The organism is Mesorhizobium sp. CNPSo 4671 (assembly GCF_057784245.1).
On record NZ_JBWLUW010000016.1, the window covers coordinates 45229 to 70887 of the forward strand.

22 protein-coding genes and 1 riboswitch are annotated in these 25659 nt (G+C 63.2%); of the genes, 15 read left to right on the forward strand and 7 right to left on the reverse strand.

The features are described 5' to 3' along the window. Positions 1–28 precede the first annotated feature (28 nt). Positions 29–1930, forward strand: a complete 1902-nt coding sequence (locus AC04SF_RS31725; protein WP_096446592.1) for a CASTOR/POLLUX-related putative ion channel — start codon at positions 29–31, stop codon at positions 1928–1930. Between the two features lie 20 nt (positions 1931–1950). Here the strand turns inward: AC04SF_RS31725 and AC04SF_RS31730 are convergent, their stop codons facing one another. Together AC04SF_RS31730 and AC04SF_RS31735 are read right to left on the reverse strand one after the other, a co-directional pair. Continuing rightward, positions 1951–2832, reverse strand: a complete 882-nt coding sequence (locus AC04SF_RS31730) for an HpcH/HpaI aldolase/citrate lyase family protein (protein WP_488480998.1) — start codon at positions 2830–2832, stop codon at positions 1951–1953. Continuing rightward, positions 2832–3329, reverse strand: coding sequence for a MaoC family dehydratase (locus AC04SF_RS31735; RefSeq protein WP_446720355.1), 498 nt, complete (start codon positions 3327–3329; stop codon positions 2832–2834). Before AC04SF_RS31735 ends, AC04SF_RS31730 begins: the two co-directional genes overlap by 1 nt. A 110-nt stretch (positions 3330–3439) precedes the next feature. Between AC04SF_RS31735 and AC04SF_RS31740 the strand changes: the two genes are divergently transcribed. Further along, entirely contained in the window at positions 3440–4564 is a 1125-nt protein-coding gene (locus AC04SF_RS31740; protein ID WP_488480999.1) for a DUF2336 domain-containing protein, read from the forward strand. Here AC04SF_RS31740 and AC04SF_RS31745 read toward each other — a convergent pair. Together AC04SF_RS31745 and parE are read right to left on the reverse strand one after the other, a co-directional pair. Beyond that, positions 4561–6630, reverse strand: a complete 2070-nt coding sequence (locus AC04SF_RS31745) for an FUSC family protein (RefSeq protein ID WP_488481000.1) — start codon at positions 6628–6630, stop codon at positions 4561–4563. The genes AC04SF_RS31740 and AC04SF_RS31745 overlap by 4 nt on opposite strands. Before the next feature lie 44 nt (positions 6631–6674). Beyond that, a complete protein-coding gene (gene parE, locus AC04SF_RS31750; protein ID WP_096457371.1) occupies positions 6675–8732 on the reverse strand; it encodes a DNA topoisomerase IV subunit B in 2058 nt (685 codons plus the stop codon). Positions 8733–8970: 238 nt separating this feature from the next. Between parE and cpaB the strand changes: the two genes are divergently transcribed. From cpaB to AC04SF_RS31815, 13 genes are all read left to right on the forward strand, one after another. Beyond that, entirely contained in the window at positions 8971–9897 is a 927-nt protein-coding gene (cpaB, locus tag AC04SF_RS31755; protein WP_488481001.1) for a Flp pilus assembly protein CpaB, read from the forward strand. Between the two features lie 30 nt (positions 9898–9927). Next, the gene (locus tag AC04SF_RS31760) at positions 9928–11373 is read left to right on the forward strand and encodes a type II and III secretion system protein family protein (protein ID WP_488481002.1); all 1446 of its coding nucleotides are present in this window, start codon (positions 9928–9930) and stop codon (positions 11371–11373) included. Between the two features lie 4 nt (positions 11374–11377). Further along, complete coding sequence (locus tag AC04SF_RS31765; protein WP_488481003.1) at positions 11378–11647, forward strand: hypothetical protein; 270 nt, start codon at positions 11378–11380, stop codon at positions 11645–11647. 35 nt (positions 11648–11682) lie between these two features. Then, entirely contained in the window at positions 11683–12897 is a 1215-nt protein-coding gene (locus AC04SF_RS31770) for a CpaE/TadZ family protein (RefSeq protein WP_488481004.1), read from the forward strand. Beyond that, positions 12894–14315 (forward strand): TadA family conjugal transfer-associated ATPase, encoded by a 1422-nt coding sequence (locus AC04SF_RS31775; protein WP_096446574.1) that lies wholly within the window; start codon positions 12894–12896, stop codon positions 14313–14315. Before AC04SF_RS31770 ends, AC04SF_RS31775 begins: the two co-directional genes overlap by 4 nt. 5 nt (positions 14316–14320) lie before the next feature. After that, entirely contained in the window at positions 14321–15286 is a 966-nt protein-coding gene (locus AC04SF_RS31780; RefSeq protein ID WP_488481005.1) for a type II secretion system F family protein, read from the forward strand. 1 nt (position 15287) lies between these two features. Then, on the forward strand, positions 15288–16259 hold the full coding sequence (locus AC04SF_RS31785; RefSeq protein WP_488481006.1) for a type II secretion system F family protein: 972 nt from the start codon (positions 15288–15290) through the stop codon (positions 16257–16259). A 96-nt stretch (positions 16260–16355) separates the two neighbouring features. After that, complete coding sequence (locus tag AC04SF_RS31790) at positions 16356–16952, forward strand: hypothetical protein (RefSeq protein ID WP_488481007.1); 597 nt, start codon at positions 16356–16358, stop codon at positions 16950–16952. 27 nt (positions 16953–16979) lie between these two features. Then, positions 16980–17117, forward strand: coding sequence for a hypothetical protein (locus tag AC04SF_RS31795; protein ID WP_488481008.1), 138 nt, complete (start codon positions 16980–16982; stop codon positions 17115–17117). Next, complete coding sequence (locus AC04SF_RS31800) at positions 17117–17782, forward strand: RHS repeat-associated core domain-containing protein (protein WP_488481046.1); 666 nt, start codon at positions 17117–17119, stop codon at positions 17780–17782. The genes AC04SF_RS31795 and AC04SF_RS31800 overlap by 1 nt, the downstream gene beginning before the upstream one ends. A 521-nt stretch (positions 17783–18303) precedes the next feature. After that, positions 18304–19131, forward strand: coding sequence for a PA3715 family protein (locus AC04SF_RS31805; protein ID WP_488481009.1), 828 nt, complete (start codon positions 18304–18306; stop codon positions 19129–19131). A 160-nt stretch (positions 19132–19291) separates the two neighbouring features. Beyond that, positions 19292–19765: a hypothetical protein gene (locus AC04SF_RS31810; RefSeq protein ID WP_488481010.1), complete on the forward strand. Its 474-nt coding sequence runs from the start codon at positions 19292–19294 to the stop codon at positions 19763–19765. A 174-nt stretch (positions 19766–19939) separates the two neighbouring features. Beyond that, positions 19940–21115, forward strand: a complete 1176-nt coding sequence (locus tag AC04SF_RS31815; protein WP_488481011.1) for a GGDEF domain-containing protein — start codon at positions 19940–19942, stop codon at positions 21113–21115. Here the strand turns inward: AC04SF_RS31815 and gcvP are convergent, their stop codons facing one another. From gcvP to gcvT, 3 genes are read right to left on the reverse strand one after another with little or no spacing between them, the layout of a single operon-like run. Then, complete coding sequence (gene gcvP, locus AC04SF_RS31820) at positions 21116–23926, reverse strand: aminomethyl-transferring glycine dehydrogenase (RefSeq protein ID WP_488481012.1); 2811 nt, start codon at positions 23924–23926, stop codon at positions 21116–21118. A 17-nt stretch (positions 23927–23943) separates the two neighbouring features. Next, positions 23944–24312 (reverse strand): glycine cleavage system protein GcvH, encoded by a 369-nt coding sequence (gene gcvH / locus AC04SF_RS31825; protein ID WP_096446562.1) that lies wholly within the window; start codon positions 24310–24312, stop codon positions 23944–23946. A 5-nt stretch (positions 24313–24317) separates the two neighbouring features. Beyond that, the gene (gene gcvT, locus AC04SF_RS31830) at positions 24318–25418 is read right to left on the reverse strand and encodes a glycine cleavage system aminomethyltransferase GcvT (RefSeq protein WP_488481013.1); all 1101 of its coding nucleotides are present in this window, start codon (positions 25416–25418) and stop codon (positions 24318–24320) included. Positions 25419–25567: 149 nt separating this feature from the next. After that, positions 25568–25654, reverse strand: a riboswitch (glycine riboswitch). Positions 25655–25659 lie beyond the last annotated feature (5 nt).

Sequence of the window (25659 nt, forward strand, 5' to 3'; positions counted from 1 at the left end):
TTGGGGATAGTGCGGGGGCACCGGCGGCATGAAGAAAAGAGACTCGCTGGGAACCCGGCTGCGCTACGGCTTCGACAAGAGCATGGCCGCCGGCCCGATCGCGCTGATCGGCTGGCTTGCCGTCGTTTCCCTGCTGATCATCATCGCCGCCGCTGCTTTCCTTGCGGTCACCCGCATCGCGCCCGAGGGTGGCGAGCCTCTGGGCTTCTTCGAAGCGCTCTGGGAATCGCTGATGCGCACGCTCGATTCCGGCACGATGGGCGGCGACACCGGGTGGGCATTCCGTCTCGTGATGCTGGTCGTCACGCTTGCCGGCATCTTCGTCGTGTCGGCCCTTATCGGCGTGCTCAGCGCCGGTGTCGACGGCAAGCTCGATGAATTGCGCAAGGGCCGTTCTCGGGTGCTGGAGAGCGACCACACCATCATCCTCAACTGGTCGCCGTCGATCTTCGACGTGATCTCCGAACTCGTCATTGCCAATGCCAGCCGCCGCCGTCCTCGCATCGTCGTCATGGCCAATATGGACAAGGTCGCGATGGAGGACGAGATCGCGGCCAAGGTCGGCAAACTGGGCAACACGCGCATCATCTGCCGCAGTGGCGATCCGACCGATCTCTATGATCTCGCCATCGTCAATCCGCAGAGCTCGCGGTCGGTCATCGTGTTGTCGCCGGACGGCGACGATCCCGATTCGCAGGTCATCAAGACGGTGCTGGCGCTGGTCAACGACCCGAACCGGCGCAGCGACCCTTACAACATCGCCGCCGAGATCCGCGATGGCAAGAACGCCGAGGTAGCCCGCGTCGTCGGCGGGGCCGAGGTGCAGCTCGTGCTGGCCGATCAGCTGATCTCGCGCATCGTCGTGCATTCGAGCCGGCAGTCGGGCCTCAGCGGCGTCTATTCGGAGCTGCTCGATTTCGACGGCTGCGAAATCTATACGATCGAGCAGCCTGATCTCACCGGCAAGACCTTTGGCGAGGCAGTGATGGCGTATGAACACTGCGCGCTGATCGGGCTTTGCGACCAAAAGGGGAGCGTCAATCTAAACCCGCCGTCGGAGCTGGTGATCGGTGGGGATATGCGCGCCATTGTCATCGCCGAGGACGACGCGGCGATCAAGCTCGGCAGCACCGGGATCAAGATCGACGGGGCGGCGATCCGCGGGCCTCGGTCTATCGAGCCGAAACCGGAGCGCACGCTGATCCTCGGCTGGAACCGGCGCGGGCCGATCATCACCTATGAACTGTCGCGCTACGTCGCGCCCGGTTCGATCCTGACCATCGCCGCCGACACACCTGGCCTCGAGCAGGAAGTTGCCGGAATGCCGGTCGCCGGCGACAATCTATCGGTTACCTGCCGCATCACCGACACGTCGAGCAGCACGGCGCTTTCAAGCCTGGACGTGCCGTCCTACGACCACGTGCTCGTCCTCGGCTACAGCGAAACAATGGCCGCGCAGCCTGCCGATACGCGCACGCTGGTGACGCTGCTGCATCTGCGCAAGATCTCGGATGATGCCGGCCTGCACATCTCCATCGTCAGCGAGATGATCGACGTGCGCAACCGGGAGCTTGCGGCAGTGACAAAGGCCGATGATTTCGTCGTCAGCAACCGGCTGGTCAGCCTGATGTTGGCACAGGCGTCCGAGAACCAGCACCTGGCCGCGATCTTCGATGATTTGCTCGACGAGCAGGGTTCTGAAATCTACATGCGTGCGGTCGCCGATTATGTCGCCATCGATCAGCCGGTAACCTTCTGGACGATCGCTGAATCGGCACGGTTGCGCGGCGAGATCGCCATTGGCTATCGGCGCATCCGCGCCGGAGACACCGACCAGCGGGCACTGGGCGGGGTCACCGTCAATCCCCTGAAGTCGGAAGCGCTGGCCTATCTGCCGGAGGACCGGATCATCGTCCTGGCGCGTGACTGAGTACCTAAAGGCCCGCCGGACTAAGCGGAAATGCCTGCGGCCTTGGCGCGTGCCAGCAGCCTTTCGGCCTGCCGCAGATGCGGGCGGTCGAACATCTTGCCGTCAATGCCGACGACGCCGGGATTTCCGGCCGCTTCGAACGCCGCGACGATTGCCGCCGACTGTTTCACCGCCTCGGCCGAGGGCGTGAAGGCGGCGTTGATGACGGGCACCTGATCGGGGTGGATCGCCATCTTTCCGGTGAAGCCGTCGCGCTCGGCCTCTGTGCATTCCACGGCGAAGGCTGCCATGTCGCGAAAATTCGGGAACACGGTGTCGATCGCCGCGACCTCCGCGGCACCTGCCGCAAGGATGGTCGTCAGGCGGGCTTGGCGGAACACGTCGGTGTAGCGGCCTTGCTCGTCGCGGGCCGCGCGTGCGCCGATCGCCGCCGACAGGTCTTCCGCGCCCCAGGTGAGACCGGCGAGCCGCGCGCTTGCGCCGGCATAGGTGGCCGCTGCGAGCACACCCGCCGGGGTTTCGGTGATGATCGGCAGGATTTTGATCGCGCCGTCGGCCAAGCCGTTTTCGGCCTCGCGCACCCTGAGCTTTACCGAGAGCTGCTGCACATCCTGGCCGCTGTTGGATTTGGGCAGCATAATGCCGCCGGGTTTTACGGGAACGAGTGCGGCGAGATCGTCGTCGGTCAATCCGGTCGAGAGGTCGTTGACCCTGATATAAATCGCCGAGCTGGTTTGCCCCCTGCGTTCGGCGATAAAGCGTGCCGCAATGTCGCGCGCATTTGCCTTGTTTTGCGGCGCCACGGAATCCTCGATGTCGACGATCACCACGTCGGCGCCGGCGCCAAAGCCTTTTTCCAGCTTTCGCTCGGAATCACCGGGAACGAACAGCAGCGAGCGCATCAGGCCGCCTTCTTCTTCAGCATCATCGCTTGCCTGGTGCATTTGGCGACGAGATCGCCATGCTGGTTGTAGGCGCGGTGCTCGAATTCGACGATGCCGCGATCCGGCTTCGACTTGGACTCGCGCACCGAGACGACTGTTGTCTCGACGCGGATGGTGTCGCCGTGGAAGACAGGATGTGGGAACACGGTCTCCTTCATGCCGAGATTGGCGACGGTCGTGCCAACCGTAATGTCGTTGACCGAAATGCCGATCATCAGCCCAAGCGTGAACAGCGAGTTGACCAGCGGCTTGCCCCATTCACTCCTGGCGGCGAAATCAAAGTCGATATGCAGCGGTTGCGGGTTCAGCGTCATCACCGAAAACAGCATGTTGTCGCTCTCGGTTACGGTCTTGCGCAGCGTGTGCTGGAAGACATGGCCGACGACAAATTCCTCGAGATATAACCCGGCCATGTCCTGCCTCCTGCGCTGATTGACGGTTGATAGGCGCTGCATTCAACGCTCGCAAGCCAGTTAATGAACATGGTGAACCGTTCGTAAACCATTTCTGCCTACCGTCTTCAGCGGGGCCGGAACCTTCCGGCAAGGGGCGTAAGCAGACGGGCATGGTTGTTGTTTCGCATTTCCTGAAGTGGATCTACACGGCAAGAGTGTCCGAGCGCGCCGCCGCGGCCAATGCGCTGGCGCGGGCCTATGTCAATTCCGAATTGCCGTTCGAGGATCGCTGCGCGGCGGAAGCGGCACTGACGCTGCTGCTCGATGATGCCTCCTCGAAAGTGCGGCTGGCGATGGCCGAAGCGCTCTCCATGAGCCACCACGCGCCGCTGCAGATCATCAGTGCGCTGGCGTCCGACCAACCGGAAGTCGCCGGTGTCGTGCTGGCGCGCTCGCCGCTGCTCACCGACGCTGATCTGATCAACCGTGTCGCGGCGAGCCAGAAGGCAACGCAGAAGCTTATCGCCGACCGCCCGCTCGTCTCGATGGCGCTGTCGGCGGCGATCGCCGAGATCGGCGAGGCGGAAGCCTGCGCCGTGCTGCTGGCCAACAGCGGCGCCGACATCGCTTCGCTGAGCTTCCGCCGCATGGCCGAGCGCCATGGGCATCTGCCGCTGGTGCGCGAGGCGCTGATATCGGATATTAGGCTGCCGGCCGACTGCAGGCATATGCTGCTCATCAAGCTCGGCGAGACATTGAAGACGTCGCCACTGGTGATGGCGTTGATGGGCGCCGCGCGTGCCGATCGCGTCATGCGGGACGCCTGCGTCAAGGCCTCGGTGACGCTGATCGAGGGTACGCGCCAGGAGGAACATGCGGCGCTGATCGAGCATCTCAGGCTGCGCGGCGACCTCACCGCGAGCTTCCTGATCCGCACCATCGCGCATGGCAAGGTCGATTTCTTTGGCTCCACGCTGGTCGCGCTCAGCCAGCAATCCGAGCCGCGGGTAAGGACGCTGCTGGCTGGCGGGCACGACGTGGCCTTGCAGGCGCTGTTCCGCAGCGCCGGGCTGGCTGCCGCCACGCATGCGGTCATCCTGCGTGCGCTGAAAATCTGGCGCGAGGTTGCCAATGGCAAACGCGTCGCCGGCGTGCAGGAAGTCAGCTGGCTGATGCTCAAGGAATTGGGCGGGCAATCCGCGGAGGGCGATCTCGCCACCCTGGTCAAGTCGATCCACCTCGACGCGCTGCGCGAGAATGCGCGTGGGCACGCACTGGCGATCGCGGCGGCCTAGCCTCGGTCCTTTGCGAAGAAATCGGGAAAATCCTCCATCGCGGCGGCAATGATGCGCAGTGATGCCGCGATCTGCAGCATGTCGCCGGTGGCGTTTCGCTGAGCGATGCCCGCCGCATATTGCCGGGCGACAGCGATGGTCGCTGTCTGCGGATCGCCGGGGGCGCGAAAGAGCAGTTCGCGCGCCAGCCCTCTCAGGAAGTTGGCGATCGAAAGCGTGGTTTCGGACGGGATGGCATGGTTTTGGCTGGCATCGCGCAGCCGCAGGATCTCCAGGCCGACCGTCACGGCGGCGACGCCGCCGCCCAGAACCGCCTCGCCCTTTCTGCCGGAATTCTGCACCAGCGGCATCAGCTGGTTGATCCGGTCATAGGCGAGGCTTTCGAAGGCCGAACGCCTCGGCACGCGCTCGTGCAGGCAAAGCCGCGCCAGATCCTCGCGCATGGCCCGCACGATGCGGTTGGCGGCAAGCCATGGATCGGCGGGCAGCACGACAATGAAGACGCCGATTGCCAGCAGGATGCCCACCAGCACCGATGCCGAGCCGGCGAAGAAGGGGCCGGGATCGTAGGTCATCGCCTGATGCGGGCTGAGGAAAGCGAGGAAGTTGATGGCGAAGGCTGTGGCTACCCCGACATAGCGCGGATTGGCCATGCCCAGTGCCGTCGGCACCAGGATCGGCACGACAAACAGGACGAACCAGCCGAAGCCGGGCAGGGCAGGCAATGCGATCTGGCCGACGAGGAAGGCGAAGGGCAAAGCCAGCAACGTTCCCTTGAAGAAGCCCCAGGACACCTGCACGGGGTCGGGGCGAGCCGCAAACAGGCTCGACACGACGGCAACGAGAATGACGGTGCCGGCGGCTTCCGACCATTTCGTCGTCAGCCAGAACGCCGCGACCAGCAGTGTGGCAAGGGCGGCGCGGATGGCATTGCGCGCCGCGCCGGGATAGTCGCGATGCACCACCAGGGCCGGCTGCCGGTTGCCGGGGCCTGGCCGGCGCGTAACCGGCGCGCGCAGTGCGTCGAGCCCGCGCAGCACCTGCTTCAGCGCTTCGGCGAAATCGGCGGCGATGGTGAGGCGGGTGATGGTGCCGACCCTGTCGTCGCCTTGATCGGTCGCGGCATCGGGCATTTGCCGGGCCTTGGCCGAGATGGCGTCGAGGCGTGCCACCCAGGGGGTGGTGTCATCCAAGGCGCCGGGCTTGGCGGCTAGCTCGCTGACAAGCGCCTGCAATTCCGAGCGCACTGGGATGAGTGCGGCGTTTTTCGGGGCGGCGTGCGAATGCAGCGCGCGAGCCGCCGACAGCGCCGAGAGCAGCTGTCCGATGGTGCGCCGGACCGGATGGGCGCGTGGCGCGAAACTCGGTGCCTCAAGTCTGGCATAGGCGCGCATCTCGCCAAGCGTCTGGGTGTCGGCGACCAGCTTTCGATGCAGGCTGGAGAGCGTTGCGGGATCGCCGCCGGAGAACGCACCGCCGGCATAGGTGGCGAGATCGAGAATGCAGCGTTTCAGCCGCGAGATGATCGCGTCGCTGGCCAGTTTTGGCAGGATCAGCCGGCTGGTCAGGCCGGCGCAGACGATGCCGAGCACGATCTCGGCGCAGCGCGCGACCGCGAGGTCGACGACCAGATGCGGCTGTCCGAAGGCGGGTAGGCCAATGATCATCGCGGTGTAACCGGCAAGTGCCGCCCCATAGGCTTCGGGATTGCGCAGCAGCGAGGAAACCAGAGTGCAGATGCCGATCCAGACGGCGAGCACCGTCACCAGCACCCATGGGTTGGTGCCGAAGACCGTGGTGATGCCGATCGCCGCGACGCCACCGGCAAGCGTGCCGAGCAGCCGGTAAAAACCCTTGGCCAGCACCATGCCGGCAACTGGCTGGGCGACGATGAACACCGTCATCATCGCCCATTGCGGGTGGTCGAGCTTGAGGGCGTAGGCGGCGAGCAGCGCGATCAGGCCGGCCGAAACGGTTCTAAGGGCGAAAATCCAGTCTGAGCGCGTCGGCTGCGTCAGCCCGGCCAGGCTCGTTTCGAAATAGGCCTTCAGCCGTGCCCAGGTCACATGCTCGTCTCCGCAAATTGAGCCTGTTATGGACCGGCAGGAGGCTAGATATCCAGCACTTCCGCTTCAGCGAATTCGGCACGTTCCTGGATGAAGCGGAAGCGGGCTTCCGGCTTGGTGCCCATCAGTGCGTCGACCGCGTCCTTGGTCGCCGCCTCGGCGTCGATCACATCGACGCGCAGCAGCGTGCGCTTCCTCGGATCCATGGTGGTCTCCTTGAGCTGAGAGGCCATCATTTCGCCCAGACCCTTGAAGCGGCCAAGCTCGACCTTGCCGCGTCCGGTGAATTCGGTACGCAGGAGCTCGTCCTTGTGCGCATCGTCGCGGGCGTAAGCAACCTTGCCGCCTTGCCTGATCGAGTAAAGCGGCGGCACCGCCAGATAGAGGTGGCCGCCACGCACCAGCGCCGGCATTTCCTGATAGAAGAAGGTGATCAAAAGCGAGGCGATGTGAGCGCCGTCGACGTCGGCGTCGGTCATGATGATCACGCGGTCGTAGCGCAGATCCTCGTCGCGATACTTTGAGCGCGTGCCGCAGCCAAGTGCCTGGATCAGATCCGATATCTGCTGGTTGGCGGCCAGCTTGTCGTTGCCGGCGCTGGCGACGTTAAGGATCTTTCCGCGCAGCGGCAATACCGCCTGGCTGGCACGATCGCGTGCCTGCTTGGCCGAGCCGCCGGCCGAGTCACCTTCGACGATGAAGAGTTCGGCGCCTGCCGCCGCGTTCTGCGTGCAATCGGCGAGCTTGCCGGGCAGGCGCAGCTTGCGCACCGCGCTCTTGCGCGACACTTCCTTTTCCTGGCGCCGGCGCACCCGCTCGTCGGCGCGCGCGATGACCCAATCGAGCAGCTTCGAAGCTTCCTGCGGATTGTCGGCCAGCCAATGGTCGAACGGGTCGCGGATCGCCGTCTCGACGATGCGGATGGCCTCGATCGTCGCCAGCCTGTCCTTGGTCTGGCCAACAAATTCCGGTTCGCGGATGAACACCGACAGCATGCCGGCGGCCGAGATCATGACGTCTTCTGAGGTGACGACCGAGGCGCGCTTGTTGCCGACAAGATCGGCATAGGCGCGCAAGCCCCGGGTCAGCACGTTGCGGAAGCCCGCCTCATGCGTGCCGCCTTCGCCGGTCGGGATGGTGTTGCAGTAGGAATTGATGAAGCCGTCGCCGCCGAACCAGGTCACCGCCCATTCAAGCGAGCCATGGCCGCCCTGCTTTTCGCTTTTTCCCGCGAAGATTTCGCGCGTCACCTGGAAATCGTCGCCGAGCGACGCCTTAAGATAATCCTTCAGGCCGCCTGGAAAATGGAACTCAGCCTTGGCCGGCGTCGGATCCTTTTCCTTGATCAGGGAGGGATCGCAGGTCCAGCGGATTTCAACGCCGCCGAACAGATAGGCTTTCGAGCGCGTCATGCGGTAGAGCCGGGCCGGCTCGAAGGCGCATCCCTTGCCGAAAATCTGCTCGTCGGGATGGAAGCGGGTCTTGGTGCCGCGGCGGTTGTGCACCTCGCCGAGATGCTCCAGACCGCTTACAGGAATGCCGCGCGAGAACCTTTGGCGGTAAAGCTGGCGGCCTCGCGCGACTTCGACCTCCAGATGGTCCGACAGCGCGTTGACGACGGAAACGCCGACGCCGTGCAGGCCGCCCGAGGTCTCATAGACCTTGGAGTCGAACTTGCCGCCCGAATGCAGCGTCGTCATGATGACTTCGAGCGCCGGCTTCTTGTATTTCGGATGCGGATCGACCGGGATGCCGCGGCCATTGTCGGTAACGGTCAGAAACCCGTCCGCTGAAAGCTCGACGTCGATGAAGGTGGCATGGCCGGCAACCGCCTCGTCCATGGAATTGTCGATGACCTCGGCGAACAGATGATGCATCGCCTTGTCGTCGGTGCCGCCAATATACATGCCCGGCCGGCGCCGCACCGGCTCCAGGCCTTCGAGCACCTCGATGTCGGCGGCGCTATAGCCTTCGCTGCCGTCCTTGGTCGCGGCCGGGCGCTTGGCTGCCGCCTGCACCAGCGGATCCGCCGGGCGCGCCGGTGTGCGGACCGGCTGAGGCTGCTTGTCCATATTACCGAAGAGGTCGTTGTTGTCGTCCATGCCTGCCATACGGTCCGGTGCTGCGAATCACCCGTCGATACTGCCACGCTTTTCGGCGCCAAGCGACGGAGGTTCCTGTTACGTTCGGGGATTTGACCCCCTCATATCCTAAAACCATTCGATAACCAAGCGGGCGGAAATAGATCGAATGCCGCCATTCTGCATTGCTGATTCTTTAACAAAACGGCCTAGCGTGAGCCCAACATAACAAGAAACTGCGGGCATCAGGGGTTTCGGCGTGAGGGGCAAGGCCATAACGATGATCGGCATCGCCGCCGTTTTCGGCGCGATCTCGATCTTTGCCGCGGATTTCTGGGTCAAGAGCCAGGCTAAGCCCAATGCCGAGGAGAAGACGGCGTCAATCGCCGCTCCGGCACCGCCCAGGATCGAGTTCAAGACCATCGTGGTGGCGAACGCGCCGTTGCGCTACGGCATGGAACTCGACCGCGCCAAGCTCAGCGAAATCCCGTGGCCGCAGGATTCCCTGCCGCAGGGCGCCTTCCCGACCATCGACGGATTGCTCGGCGAAGGCAGCCGCGTCGTGCTGTCGCCGATCGAGGTCAACGAGCCGGTGCTGCTGACCAAGCTGTCGGGGCCAAATGGCCGTGCAACGCTTTCCAACATGATGACGCCCGGCATGCGGGCGGTGACCATCCGCACCGATGAGATCGCCGGTGTCGGCGGCTTCGTCACGCCGGGCGACCGCGTTGATGTCGTGCTGACGCGCGATGCCGGCGAAATCCAGGAAGTGGCCAAGAACGCGCAAGGGGCGGCCGGGTCGACCGTCACGTCCGAGATCGTCGTTGCGGACGCCAAGGTGCTGAGCGTCGGCCAGGGTGCCGATGTGCGCCAGACGACGCCGCAGATCTCCAATTCGGTGACCATCGAGGTGACGACCGAAGGTGCGCAGAAAGTGGCGCTTGCCCGCACCGTCGGCACGCTGTCGCTGTCGCTTCGTTCCGCGGGTGAAGGCGGCGATGGCAAGAACGGCGTCACCACCATCTCTTCCTTCGGCGGATCGGCGGCGGCCAAGGCTCAGGCCGCGGCCGGCTCGCTGTTCGATGCGATGACCAAGGAGCCTGAGAAGCCGAAATTCAAGACAATCATCGTGACGCGCGGCACGAAGGCCGAGGAATATCAGGTTCCCGCGCGGGACCAGAAGTAAAGGCCGGTGGGGACCGGACGGGACAGGGCAATGTTGATGCGTACCCTATATCGAATGACGGGCCGGCTGCGCTTCGTGCGCAACCTGGCGATGGCGGTTGCTCTGGCTACGGGCGGGATGCTCACCTTGCCCGGCGCAGCCAAGGCGGGCAATGATGTGGTCTATGTCTCGTCGACCAAGAATGCGTCGATCAAGGTCGCCAAGGGCAAGCCCAAGACAATCATGACGAGCGCCGCCTTCTACCAGATCGTCATCGGCGATCCGGAGATCGCCAACGTCAATCCGCTGACCGACAAATCCTTCTATGTGCTGGGCAACAATCTCGGCACCACTGGCATCGCGCTGTTCGACGACAAAAAGCAGCTTGTCGGCACCATCGACATCGAGGTGACGCTCGACACCGACCAGCTGGCCAGCACCATCCGCGCCAGCGTGCCGGACGCCAAGATCAAGGTCGGCTCGGCCAATGGCCGTGTCGTGCTGTCGGGCGAGGCCGATGACGCGGTGGCGGCGGACAAGGCAAGCAAGATCGCCAGCCGCTTTTCCGGCAATGAGGAAGTGATCAACTCGGTCAACATCTCGTCCTCGCAGCAGGTTCAGCTCAACGTCCGCTTTGTCGAGATCAACCGCCAGGCCGGCCAGGATCTCGGTGCCAAATACAGCGCCAATTTCGCCTATGGCCTCGGCGGGCGCGACGTCACCATCGATCCGGGAACCGTGCCGGCGGCAGGCACCGGCGAGATCATCGGCCGGCTGTTGTCGAACGGTGTGTCGATCGACATCGCCATCAAGGCGCTGGAAGAGCGCGGCCTCGCCCGGCGACTGGCGGAACCAAACCTTATTGCGCGTTCCGGCGAGACGGCGAGCTTCCTGGCCGGCGGAGAATTCCCGATCCCGGTTTCGGAAGACAACGGCAAGATCTCCGTCAGCTACAAGAAGTACGGCGTTAGCCTGGACTTCACGCCGACCGTGCTCAAGGACGGGCTGGTGAGCCTCGACATTGCGCCGGAAGTCTCTTCGATCGATGCGTCGGCGTCTTACAACATCGGCAACATCTCGGTGCCGGGCTTCACCGTGCGCCGTGCCAAGACGTCGGTCGACCTGAAGAACGGCCAGAGCTTCATGATCGCGGGGCTGCTGCAGTCGCAAAACGACATCACCACATCGCGCATTCCCGGCCTCGGCAAGATGCCGGTGCTCGGGGCCTTGTTCTCGTCGAAATCCTACCAGCGGCGCGAGACCGATCTGGTCATCATCGTCACGCCTTACCTGGTAAAGCCGGTCGATCCGTCGAAGAAGATGGTCGAGCCGACCGACGGCACGCAGCCGGCCAGCAATGTCGACTATTTCCTCAACAACACCGAGGAAGTGAAGGCGTCGGATACCGGCCGCGCGCTGGCGCTGGCCGATGGCAGCGCCGCACGGACCGCTCCCGCCACCACGGTCGGGCATTTCCTCGACCTGCCGAAGGACTGAAGCCATGCGACTGGTCTTGAGATCGAGCATCGCCTTGCTTCTTGCCGGTTTGGCCGGCGGCTGCACCAGCGACGATTACACACGCAGCGAAGGGGTGACGCCGGGCGCCGGCAACGCCCAGGCCGCCAATACCGTCATGCAGATGGTCGACCCGTGGAAATACGGCGTCCAGAACACCAGGCTTCTCGTGCCTGCCAAGCGTGGCGATGCCGGACCCGTCACGCCCGATCAGGCGGCGGGCGCCAAGGCATCTCAGACGACCACGAGCAACTGACCCTAAAGGGCGATCGAGCTCACAGGCTGACAAAAATGGCAAACGGCATCAAGACCCGAAAGATCCTGCTCGTATCGACGGATAGGACCTTCGTGCAGGACACGCGGACCGCATTCGCCGCCTCCGAGATCATCCAGCTCTCGACGGTGGACAAGAATGTCACCGAATTGCGCGGCGAGATCCAGGAGACCGACTTCGGCGCCATCATCGTCGACATGGACGCGGCGAGGCTGGAGGAGGTCGAGTCGCTGCAGCGCATCATGCGCCGGCTGGAGGGCAAGGCGCCGGTGGTCGTGGTCACTCAGGAATTCAACGCCGCCGCCGTGCGCGTCCTGGTGCAGCTCAAGGTCGCGGACTTCCTGGTCAAGCCGATCACCACGGCCGATCTGGTGCGCTCGGTGGTGCGGGCCCTGCAAGGGCCGGGGCGTGAGGAAAACACCGAGTCGCAGATCTACACCTTCATGCCGGCCGCCGGCGGCGTCGGCACCACGACACTTGCGCTGCAGACCGCGTTCCAGCTGCATCATTCGGTGACGCGCGGCGCCTCGACCTGCGTGGTCGACCTCAATTTCCAGCAGGGCGCCTGCGCCGAATATCTCGACCTCGAGCCGCGTTTCGACATCACCGAGATCGAGAACCAGCCCGAACGCCTCGACCGGCAACTGCTCGACGTGATGCTGTCCAAGCATGCCAGCGGACTGTGCGTGCTGGCGGCACCGACGCATCCCGCGGAGATGCGCTCGTTCAAGACCGATGTCGTGGTGCGCATGCTGGACCTCGTCTCGGCCTATTTCGACAATGTCGTCATCGACATGCCGCGCACCTGGTTTCCGTGGACGGAGACCGTGCTGCTTGGCTCCAACAAGCTCTATATCGTCGCCGAGATGACGGTGCCGTGCCTGCGCCACACGCAAAGGCTGATCCAGGCGGTCTACGAGACCGCCGGCAAGGAAGTGAAGCCGAACGTCATCGTCAACCGGTTCGAGCAGAAGATGTTCGACAACGGCATCAAGCAGGCGGATGTCCAGGAAATCCTTGGCGAGCATTTCGTCGGCGGCATCTCCAACAACTACCGGCTGGTGCGCGAGGCGGTCGATCGCGGCGTGCCGCTGCACGAGATCGACCCCAACGCCAATGTCGTCAACGATTTGAAGAAGATCATCCTTCCGGAGGAGGCGGCCGCGACTGGCGCCAAGTCGAAGTCGCTGTTCGGTCTCGGCAAGGGCTTCTTGAGGAGGAAGGCCGGATGACCAGCCGTTTTTCCACCCTGCAGAACCGCGACGCGCGCCCGCTACGTCCGGCTGATACAACGCCGGTGGCACATCACGCGGTCGTCATCCCGACCAACCGGAAGGCCTCGCCGGCAAAGCCTGACGTTGCGCCGGCAAAGAGTGCCAACAAGGTGCTCGATGCACGCGTGCGCATTCACCGGATGCTGCTCGAAGAAATCAACCTCGTGGCGCTGGAGCGTTTGCCCAAGGAGGAGATGCGCCGGCAGGTGCATGATTTCGTTTCGGAAAAAACCCGCCAGGAGCGGATGGCGATCAACACCGTCGAACTCGAAGCGCTGGTCGACGATATCGTCGACGAGATGGTTGGCCTCGGTCCGCTCGAGCCACTGCTCAAGGACCCCGACATCAACGACATCCTGATCAACGGCCACCAGAACTGCTTCATCGAAAAGAAAGGCAAGCTGCAGCAGGTCCATATCCCGTTCAAGGACGAGGCGCATCTGCTTAGAATCATTAACAAGATCGTCGCAGCGGTCGGCCGCCGCGTCGACGAATCGCAGCCGATGGTCGACGCCCGCATGCTGGATGGCTCGCGCTTCAACGCCGCCATTCGCCCGGTTGGCGTCGACGGGCCGCTGGTATCGATCCGCAAATTCTCCAAGAACAAGCTCGGCCTGCACAAGCTGGTCGAATTCGGCGCCATCACCCAGAACATGGCCGAAGTGCTGGCGGCGGCGGTGCACGCCCGCAAGACGACGATCATTTCGGGCGGCACCGGCACCGGCAAGACGACGATGCTCAACGCGCTGTCGGCCTTCATTCCCGAAGACGAGCGGCTGATCACCATCGAGGACGCGGCCGAACTTCAGCTGCAGCAGCCGCATGTCGCGCGCATGGAGACGCGCCCCGCCAACATCGAGGGCCATGGCGAGTTGAAGCAACGCGATCTCGTCAAGAACGCGCTGCGCATGCGCCCCGACCGCGTCATCCTCGGCGAGTGCCGCGGCGAGGAGGCTTTCGACATGCTGCAGGCAATGAACACCGGCCATGAGGGGTCGATGGCGACCATCCACGCCAACACGCCACGCGATGCCATTTCACGCCTCGAACAGATGCTGGGCATGACCGGCATGCCGATGACGGTGCAGTCGATCCGCAGCCAGATCGCCAGCGCCATCGACATCATCGTCCAGCTGACCCGGCTTTCCGACGGCAAGCGCAAGGTGACAAGCGTCGCCGAGGTGACCGGCATGGAAGGCGACGTCATCCAGACGCAGGAGATCTTCCGCTTCGTGCGCACCGGCATGGATGCCGACGGTGGCATTCTCGGCCATTTCGAGGCGACCGGCATCCGGCCGCGCTTCCTTGAGGATATGCGCGCCATGGGCATCGAGTTTCCCGGGCGGTATTTCGAACCCGGCCGGCCGCAGGAGTAAGCCAGGTGTTCGACGGGCTGAGCGCGATCTATGTCGTCTATGCCGGAGCAGCGCTCACCGGCATCATGATCGCCGAGGCCTGTTATCTCCTCTATGCCGGCCGCAGCGACAAACGCACGGCCATCAACCGGCGCATGAAGCTGCAGGAAAACAAGATCAGCCAAGAGCAGGTGCTGATCCAGCTGCGCAAGGAGCGCGGCCTCGACGCCGGCACCTCGCTGTTCTCGCCGGACCGGTTCCGGGCGCTGCGCACGCAGTCGGGCATGATCATGCCGCTGTCGAAATTCCTGATGATCACCTCGGGCGTGGCGATGGCCATAAGCCTGGTCGCCATCTGGCATGGCTTGCCGCTGCTGATGGGGCTTCTGCTGTTCGTCGTGCTCTTGCCGCTATTGCCGGTGATGGTGATGCGCTTCAAGCGCAAGCGCCGGCTCAAGCGTTTCGGCATGCAACTGCCCGAGGCACTGGAGCTGATCACGCGCGGCCTCAAGGCCGGTCACCCTGTGCCGGTGGCCGTCGCCATGGTGTCGCGCGAAATGCCCGATCCGATCGGCACTGAGTTCGGCGTCATCGCTGATGAGGTGACCTATGGTTCCGATCTGGTCTCGGCATTGAATTCGCTGTTCGACAGGGTCGGCCATGAGGATCTGCCGCTGTTCATCACCGCCGTCTCGATCCAGTCCAGTTCGGGCGGCAATCTGCGCGAGATCCTCGACGGCCTGGCGTTGACGATCCGCGAGCGCGGCAAGCTGCGCCGCAAGGTGCGCGCCATCTCGACCGAGGGCCGCATGTCGGCCTACATCCTGACGGCGATACCGGCGCTGCTGTTTGCCGCCATCATGGCGCTGATGCCGGGCTTCTACCGCGATGTCTGGGGCGAGCCTAAAACCTGGTATCTGATCGGCGGGTCGGTCGCCTGGCTGATGCTGGGCAACCTGATGATGTTCAAAATGTCGAATTTCAGGTTCTGACATGCAGGGCTTCATCGAGTTCCTCGCCTCGCTTGCACCGACCTCCTTGATACCGGTGGCCATCCTGCTTCTGGCGCTCGGCAGTGTCGCGGTTGCCTGGCCGATGGTCATGGCGAAGGGCGACCGCAACGAGGTGAAGCGCCGGCTCAAGGTCGACCAAGGTCCGGTGGCCGCGAAGCCCGAGCCGCTGCAGAAGAAGAACACCGGCGTCGTGCGCGAGAAGGCGGTCAAGCGGGCGCAGGAATTCTACGCCAAGAGCGATCCGGAAAATGTCGCCCGGTTGCGCATGAAGCTGATCCAGGCCGGCTATATGGAGCCGCGCGCCGTCGGCACCTTCTTCATCATCCGCTTCTCGGCGCTGGTCGGCGCCGCGCTCGGCGCCTTTGTCCTCAACCAGTGGATGGCCAGCGCCGAGGCGACGATGGCCAGCCGCTGGGCGTTCGTCATCCTGTCGGGCGTGGCCGGCTATTTCCTGCCTGGTCTGGTGCTGACCCAGAAGGTGCGGGAGAAGATGCGCGAATACCGCAACGGCTTTCCCGACTTCATGGACCTGATGATCGTCTGCTCCGATGCCGGCATGAGCATGGAGGCCGGCATCGAGCGTGTTTCGAAGGAACTCGCCAAGACCTATCCGGCACTCAGCCAGAACCTGCAACTGGTGTCGCTGGAACTGCGGGCCGGGCGCAGCCTCGACGATGCGCTGAAGGCGCTCGCCGAGCGCCTCAGCCTGGACGAGGTCCGCTCCTTTGCCACGCTGTTGCAGCAGTCGAAGGAACTCGGCACCAGCCTGTCGGGCGCGCTGCGCGTCTTCTCCGACGAAATGCGCCACAAACGCATGTCGCTGGCCGAAGAAAAGGCGCACGCCCTGCCGGCCAAGATGTCGATACCGGTGACGGTGTGCATCCTGCCGGTGGTCCTGATGATCGCGGTCATTCCGATCATCGTCAAAATGACGAACGGCCAGTTTCACTGATATTCAGCTGCAGGGCATGAAGAGCGATTAAAGTGCACTGTCACTGTAATTCGTCGTTTCTTGGACAAAATGGCATAGGGACGGTATTCCACTAATATGAGCTATTCGATCATGCAGCCGCCCTTTACCCTGAAGTTTCGAGACATGTCGGCCGATGACTTGAGGGACTATCGAAGATGGTTTTTTGAATCCATGCCGCCCAGGCTGGTTGAGCTGCAAGGCGCGGTAAACTCAGACCCGAATTTTAGAACTTGGAAACCAGATCATAGCCGAGCCTCCATTGAGGCCTTGGGGCAATGGCTCTCCCATCAGGTGGAAACGAGAGCGCGTACGGCCGAAGAGATCGACCGGATCAAAGGAAGTGCAGCTTTCGACTTTGGCGTTCCCGCAGAAGAGCTTACAAATAGGACGTTTTCCCTTGCGATGGATGCAGGGATGTATTTTGGCGAGGCTCTTAGAAGCCAATACCCGCATCTCAAGTGGGATCAGCCGCTCAAGAACAAGAAATTCGCCGATTTTGGCCAAGTTGTTCTGGTTGGGTTCGGAAGGGCAAGCCTGAACCCTGTAAGAATTCTTGTGACCTACTGTTATGGCATTGCCTCCGGTAAGCAGATACCCAAGCGCTTGGATGAGGTTTACGGATACTGGTCCAGTTTGGCCCATGCGGTTGAAGGAGCGGCAAAGGCAACTTGAAGACATATGTGATAGGGTGCCTGCCGCATGTCGCTGGCCGAAGAAAAAGCGCACGCCCTGCCGGCCAAGATGTCGATACCGGTGACCGTGTGCATCCTGCCGGTGGTGCTGATGATCGCGGTCATTCCGATCATCGTCAAAATGACGAACGGCCAGTTTCATTGATGTTCAGAAGCGGCCATGCCGTGAGTCATGCGGGGCGAAGAGGATTAAAGTGCACTGTCACCGTAATTCCCGCGCCGCTCACAGACTTTGGCTACGCGGGTATGCTCAACGATGCGGAAGCGGGGCTATATCTGACGGAATATCGTGCATATGATCCTACTTCCGGGCGTTGGCTGTCACGTGACCCCCTTGGGGAAACCAAGTTCGACGTCATAAACTTGTACAACTATGCTAACGGTGATCCGTTGAACGGCATCGACACGAGAGGTCTGTGCACACTACAGGTTGGTTATGCCACCAGCGGCGCTTTTCTAGGTTTTACAGGCATGCTCGGTGCTGGAGTGGCGATAGACGGTCAAGGTAATGTTGGTTTGTACACCTATGGTGGCGGCGGAGGGACTATCGGTCTCGCTGCTGACGGCGGCTTGAGCGTCCAGTATTCCAACGCACCGACGGTCGAGGACCTCTCCGGCTTTTTCACGAACTATAGCCTTCATGGTGGCGTTGGCGTGGGTGGTTCTGCTGACTTCTTTCAGGGAAGGGCTGCCTCGAACGGACAACCAATTTTCGGAGGTGGCGCTACGGTCGGTGCAGCGCTCGGCGGGTCATTCACCGCCGGCCGAACTGAAACAGCAGTGCTTTCCCGGAACGGACTCAATTACTAAGGATCGGCTGTGTATCAGAAATTGGCCAGAGTTCTCATTGTGCCGACCTTTATGGTGTTCTTTTCAGCGTTTTATTACAATGGAATCGTTGAAAATGACTACATATCTCTTCCAAGAGAGCCGACTCCAGTGAGTGGAAATATTATACCTTATCGTATAAAGGGAATATACTTTTACTTAACTGAAAAACAAAAAGAACTTCTTTACATTATATGGGGAACCGAGGCCGTGTCTTTGGCTATCTGCGTCATATGTATTGTTACTTCTGGATATAATAAAAAAAATCTTGATAAGAGATCGTAATCATGCGTCTAATTATGGTGACAGTGCGCTATTTGTATTCCCCGATGGCTCCGTTTCCCTGGCTTACCAGGTGAGGGGAACAGCGAACACTGGATAAAGCGGTTCAGGTAGCGGAACATCGGCATTTGCAAAGTCAGCAAACGCGAGTCGACAAATGCTGGGCGGGGGCCGACGACCGTCCTCCTGCCTGAACGCGGCCCTGCGACATGAGAAACTCCATGCGAATACTGTTTCTTGCCCTCGCTCTCGCAGCCGCCAGCCTGTGGCCCGCCCAAGCCGTGGCCGACGATTGCGGCGATGCCGCCGCGCTGTTGCGGCAGGCTTATCCCAAGGTTCAGAAAAGCGCCGACGGCCGCTCGTTCACGCTCGAGCCCCATACCAGCATTGCGCTCGCGGACCCGCAGGACCTTACGCCCGGCCTGGTCTGCAAGATCTGGCCCGCCCATGACGATCTGTTGCTGGTCGCGGTGCCGCTGATCGACAGCGTCCAATCCGTCGACGGCCAGCATGTTGGCGATATCGAGCTTCTGGTCGTCGACAGGAAGACCCTGCAGCCACGCCAGCGCCTGCTCCAGCCCAGGCTGATGAACGACGATGCCGTCGCCATCCGCGGCATCGAATTCGATACCGCCCGCTATGGGCTGGCGCCCGGTGTCACCGCCTTCGGCCTGCGCATCGACATGGCCAATCATTCGCAGCCCAATCCCTTCAACGAAACCGACCTGCGGCTCTACGCCGTCGCCGGCAACGCGCTGCACATGGTGCTCGACGGCCTCGTCGTGGCCGGCTTTGGCGGTGAAGGCGACACCAATTGCGCGGGATCCTTTCATTCGAGCAAGGTCAGCCTGGCGATGAGCCCGACGGTCCATCGCGGCTACCATGACATCATCGCGGTCGAGCGGAAGGATACCGACGAGCCGGCTCCTGACAAGGATGGCGAGTGCCAGTCCCACCCCGGTAAGTCGGTGAGCCGGACCTACCGGCTGCGCTATGACGGCAGCCGCTATCCGGTTCCGGCCGCGCTCAAGGCAATGGACCCGCCGTGAGCGCCCCCCCCCGCGTCCGCTTGAGGCGTTGGGGCCTGATGGTTAATGGCCGGTATTCCTGAAACGAAATCTTCGCTGCATTTCGGCACCGAAGCTTAACCGCTCTGCTGTAGTGTCTTTGCTGAAGAACGACCCGACAAATCGGGCGACGGGGCAGGGCATGCGTCAGACAAAATTTGCGGCGGTGGCCACGATGGCGGCCGTCATGATGATTACCGGGTGCACGACGAACAACAACGTCGACACGACAAAGACCACGGCCATTCAGCCGGCGGCAAAGACCGTCGACACCTCTGATCTGGCGGAAGGCAAGGCGCAGTTTCGCGACGCCAATTATGGTCTCGCCGAACAGCATTTCCGCAAGGCCGTCGAGCTGAAGGCCGACAATGCGGAGGCCTGGATGGGGCTCGCCGCCTCCTATGACGAGCTCGGCCGCTTCGATTTTGCCGACCGCGCCTACGGCCAGCTCCTGAAGGTCGCCGGCCGCAAGCCGCAGATCGTCAACAATATGGGCTATTCGCAACTGTTGCGCGGCAACAAGAAGAAGGCCAGGGCGCTGCTGCTCGAGGCGAAGGCCGGCATGGCCGACCCGACGGTCGTCAACGCCAATCTCGCACTGCTGAACAAAGGCTGACGCGCGCTTGATCCTCGCGCCGGCTAAGGGCGCGATTTCCAGACAGGCGGTGTCGACGCTTTGTAAACCGTAACCGCAGCTTGGGTCGAAAGATCGGCTGAAAACCATGTCCGAGGGCAGCCGCTGACCTAGAATGCGGCGTAACCGCCGACGCTCGAGAGGCCCCCGCCCGATATGCTGGATTTCAGTTCGCTCCTGCTCGCGGCCGCGCTGTCGGGCACCTGCCTGGCCGTCACCATGTTTGCCATCTGGCTCACCGCGCCGCGGGCGCGTTTCGTGCTGACGGTGGCGTGCGGCATCCTCGTGCTTGTCGCGCATGTGATCCTGTTCTGGCGCTACACCAAAGGGCCTGATCCGCTGCTTTGCCAGATAGCGCTGGCGCTGCTCAGCCTGGGCTTCCTGATCATCTGCCTTTCGGCCATGCAGTATCTCGGCGTGCCGGACTACAGGCGTGCGGTCTTGCCGACACTTGTCGCCATGGCGATCTGCGCGGCCGTGACCTTCCTCGGGCTTGACGGTGTCGGCTTCATCGTCACCTACGCGACGGTCACCGTGCTCTTGTCGACGATCGGAGCTATGTTCTGGGTCAATGGCAGTCACGATCGCCGTATCCTGCTGGTGGTCTCGTTCCTGAGCGGCACCTGCGCGGTGTCGTTTGCGCTTTGCGGCGCGGTTCTGGTGGCCAAGGGGCAGTGGACGCTCGGGGCGGCGCCGGACAACTGGGCCGAACGTCTGAATTCCGTCGTTGCGGTGGCCTGCATGACCGGCCTCGGCGCCTTGACGCTCTCGCTTCACCATCTGCAGGCGCAGATCGAGCTGAAGGCCGAGACCATGACCGATCCATTGACCGGGCTGATGAACCGTCGCGGGTTGATGTCGCTCCACGGCGAGCGGCCGTTCGGCCCGTTCATGGCGGTCGTCATGTTCGACCTCGATCATTTCAAGAGAACCAACGACGTCTACGGTCACCCGGTCGGGGACCAGGTCCTGTGCCGCTTCGCCGCCGTCATCCGGAAATATGCCAGGACCGGTGTCGACGCCTTTCGCCTCGGCGGCGAGGAGTTCGCCATCGTCATGTCGCGGATGACGGAAGAGCGCGCCTATGATCTCGCCAGCAAGATCGGCGTTGCCTTTGGCACCGAAGTCGTTGCCACCCCGCACGGTCCGTTGCGCAGCACGGTCAGCGGCGGCATCGGCTTTGGCGGCGCCGACGGCTGCAGCCTCGACGAGGTGCTGGCCGAGGCGGACGCAGCACTCTACGCGGCCAAGCGCGCCGGCCGAAATTGCGTCATCAGCCGCAAAAGGATGGGCAAGGCCGAACCGATCGAGCCGGCCTTGCGCTCAGCGTAGTTATTCCGCCGCTCCCAGATAATCAGACAGCGGCGGGCAGGAGCAGACGAGGTTGCGGTCGCCGGCGACATTGTCGATGCGCGACACCGGTGGCCAGTATTTGGCTGCCGTGTCGGCATCGCCGGCGGGATAGGCTGCTTCCAGGCGCGAGTAGGGGTGGTTCCACTGACCGGCCAGCGTTTCCGCCGCGGTGTGCGGTGCGTTGACCAGCGGGTTATCGGCCAAAGGCCATTCACCCTTCGCCACTTTCGCCGCTTCGCCCGCAATGGCGATCATCGCCTCGCAGAAACGGTCGAGTTCGCGCTTCGGCTCGGATTCCGTCGGCTCGACCATCAGCGTGCCAGCGACCGGGAACGACATGGTGGGCGCATGAAAACCGTAGTCGATCAGGCGCTTGGCGATGTCGTCGACGCTGATGCCGGCGCTCTCCTTGAGCACGCGGGTGTCGAGGATGCATTCATGCGCGATGCGATCGTGCCGGCCCTTGTAGAGCAGCGGGAAGTGCGGCGCGAGCCGCGTCGCCACGTAGTTGGCCGAGATGATGGCGGTCTCCGTCGCCTGCTTCAGGCCGGCGGCGCCCATCATGCGGATATACATCCAGGTGATGGGCAGGATGGAGGCGCTGCCGAACGGTGCCGCCGACACGGCATGCGCCGAGCCCTCGGTAACATGGCCCGGCAGATAGGGTTTCAGGTGCGCCCTGACGCCGATCGGGCCGATGCCGGGGCCGCCGCCGCCATGCGGGATGCAGAAGGTCTTGTGCAGGTTCATATGGCAGACATCGGCGCCGATGTCGGCGGGCCGGGCGAGCGCGACCAGCGCGTTGAGGTTGGCGCCGTCGAAATAGACCTGGCCGCCATGCTCGTGAATGAGCGCACAGAGATGGCGGGCGCCTTCTTCATAGACGCCGTGCGTCGAGGGATAGGTGAACATCAGCGCGGCGAGATTCTTGGAATGCTCGTTGGCCTTTGCCCGCATATCGTCCATGTCGATGTTGCCGTCTTCCAGGCAGCGCACGACGACAACGCTCATACCAGCCATCGCCGCACTTGCCGGATTGGTGCCATGCGCGGAGGAGGGGATGAGGCAGACGGTGCGATGGCCTTCGCCGCGCGAGCGGTGATAGGCACGAATGGCGAGCAGGCCGGCATATTCGCCCTGGCTGCCGGCATTGGGCTGCAGGCTGACCGCGTCGAAGCCGGTGATCTCCGACAGCCAGCCCTCCAGTTCGCCGATCATGGCGCGATAGCCGGCCGAATGGCTGGCCGGCGCGAAGGGATGCAGATTGGCGATGCTTGGCCAGCTCACCGGCATCATTTCGGCCGCCGCGTTGAGCTTCATCGTGCAGGAGCCCAGCGGGATCATGGAGCGGTCGAGCGCCAGATCCTTGTCGGCCAGCCGGCGCAGCAGGCGCATCATGTCGGTTTCCGACTTGTTCTCGTTGAAGACCGGTTGCGTCAGAAACTCTTTTCCACGCGGCTTGCCGGGAACGGTGCGGTCGGCCGAGGGGGCGGCCTTGGCGCCGAACAGGGAAGCGATCGCGTCGAGATCGGCATCCGTCGAGGTCTCGTCGAAGGCGATGCCGACATGGTCGGCATCGAGGACGCGCAGCAGCCGGCCGGTCTTTTCGGCGGCTTCAGCGATTTCAGCGGCCTTGCCTTTTACCTCCACCGTCACCGTGTCGAAACGGCTGGCACCGAGCACCGACACGCCTGCCGCCTGGAGGCCGCCTGCCAGACGGTTGGCCAGCGCGTGGATGCGCCCGGCAATCGCCTGCAGGCCGGCGGGGCCGTGCCAGATGGCGTAGGCCGTCGCCATGTTGGCGAGCAGCGCCTGCGCGGTGCAGATGTTGGAGGTCGCCTTGTCGCGGCGGATGTGCTGCTCGCGCGTCTGCAAGGCCAGGCGGTAGCCGGGCCGGCCCTTGCTGTCTGTCGACTGGCCGACCAGGCGGCCGGGCATCAGTCGGGTCAGTCTGTCGGAGACGGCGCAATAGGCGGCGTGCGGGCCACCAAAGCCCATCGGAACGCCAAAGCGCTGCATCGGGCCCACCGCAATGTCGGCGCCGAGCTTCGCCGCCGCGTCTGTCAGCGTCAGGCCAAGCGGGTCGGCGATGAAGACGACCAGAGCGCCGGTGGCGCGTGCCTTGTCGATCGCTGCCTTGTGGTCGCCATAGACGCCAAACGTGTCGGGCCAGGAAACGAGCAACGCAGCCGTGTTGTCGTCGATCGCCTCGCCGTCGATCTCGATGCCGAGCGGTTCGGCGCGGGTGCGCACGACATCCAGGGTCTGCGGATGCGGCGTGCCGGCGAACGCCACCTTGGTGCGCTTGTCGCGGTGGTGGCGAAGCGCAATGCCGACCGCTTCGGCGACAGCGGTTGCCTCGTCGAGCAGCGAGGCAGATGCCACCGGCAGGCCGGTCAATTCGGTGACCAGCGTCTGGAAATTGAACAGCATTTCCAGACGGCCCTGGCTGATCTCGGCCTGATAGGGCGTATAGGCCGTGTACCAGGCCGGATTCTCGAACAGATTGCGCTGGATGACCGGCGGCACATGGACACCGTGATAGCCGGCGCCGATGAAGCTCTTCAGCACCGTGTTCTTCGCCATCGTAGCCGACAATTCGGCCAATGCCTCGGCCTCGCTGGCTGGCGCCGGCAAGGTCAGCGGCAGGTCGAGGCGAATCGACTGCGGCACGGCCTGGCTGATCAGCGTCTCGACGGAGGGAACGCCGATCACGGCAAGCATGGCTCGGACGTCGCTTACATCAGGACCGATATGGCGGGCCGAGAAAGGATGGGGTGCTGCGGTCATGTCAATACATCCTGATTTCAGGCGATATGGGCTTTGTAGGCGGCCTCATCCATGAGGCCGGCGAGCTGGCTTTCGTCGGCAAGCTTCATCTTCCACAGCCAGCCGGCGCCGGTTGCGGCCGAGTTGACCAGCGACGGGTCGGACGACAGCGTGCCGTTGGCCTCGGTGATCTCGCCGTCGACCGGCGCGTAGACGTCCGAGGCCGCCTTGACGGATTCGACCACGACGGCTGTATCGCCCTTGGCAAGCTTCTTTCCGGTCTCCGGCAGTTCCACGAAGACGAGGTCGCCGAGCTGCTCCTGCGCGTAATCGGTGATGCCGACGGTGGCGATGCCGCCTTCGACGCGGAGCCATTCGTGATCGGCGGTGAAATAGGTCGTTGCCATCGGGATTATCCTTTGCGGTAGCGATGAGGAGTGAAAGGCAAGGGGTTGATTTCGATCGGGATTTTTGTCCCGCGAACATCGGCGAACAGTTTTGTGCCGGGCTTGGCCAAAGCGGACGGGACGTAGCCCATGGCGACGGGATGACCGGCCGAAGGGCCGAAGCCGCCCGATGTCACATGACCTGCCGCATTGCCGTCGGCGTCGAACAGAGCTGCACCAGCACGCACCGGCTGGCGGCCCTCCGGCTTCAGGCCAACGCGTTTTTGCGCCAGGCCACGCTCTACGGCGGCGCGCAAGGCATCGGCGCCGATGAAAGCCCCGGAAGCCCGGATGTCCTTGGGGATCGCCCACATCAGCGCGGCCGCGGCCGGATCGGTCTCCGGCGTGATGTCCTGGCCATGCAGGCAGAGCCCGGCCTCCAGCCGCAAGCTGTCGCGCGCGGCAAGGCCGATCCATAACACGCGTTCATCTTCCAGCAGCTTCGTGACTAGGGCGCGCGCATCAGCCTCAGGCAGCCCGATCTCGAAACCGTCCTCGCCGGTATAGCCCGACCGGCTCATGAACCAGTCTTTCCGGGGCTCGACGCCGTGCATGAACAGCAGCGTGCCGGTCTCGACGCCGGCGCGGGACAGCACGGCCCAGGCCTCGGGTCCCTGGATCGCCAGGAAGACCCGATCGAGCGGCTCGACCTTCACATCGAAATCAGCGGTCAGCTCACGCAGATGCTTTTCGTCCGCTACCGCATTGCCGGCATTGGCGACCACCATGTACCTGGTGTCGCCGAGCCTGGTGACGATCAGGTCGTCGAGAATGCCGCCGGCCTCATTGAGGAAGAAGGAAAGTTTCGACTGCGAGATGTCGAGCGCGCCGGCATCCAGGGGACAAGCGCGGTTGAGCAGCGCAACCGCCTGCGGCCCGCTGACCTCGAACAGTTTCATGTGCGAGATGTCGAAGAGACCCGCGTGTTCGCGGGTGTGAAGATGTTCCTTCATGACACCGGCCGGATAGGTCAGCGGCATCGACCAGCCGGCAAAGGCACCGAAGCGCGCACCGGCGGCTGTGTGAATATCTTCGAGGGGAAGGTGTTTTGAGTCGTCGCCCGTCATGTCGTCTCCAGAGTCGCACGCAATCGGCCGCGAATGGCGACCAGTCCGTGCCCCTCTGTCTGAAGCCTGAGAGACTCGCGCAGCCGGAACTCTGTCAGCGGCGCTTACACCTTCGGCGCGGGGGCAAGCCCCGACTTTCCAGAGTGTCTTTCCCGTCTACGGTTCTTTTGCCTGAGAGATTTCGGGCGATTTCCCCTTCGGCGGCAGCTCTCGCTGCTCTCTCCCGCAAACAGGTAGGACT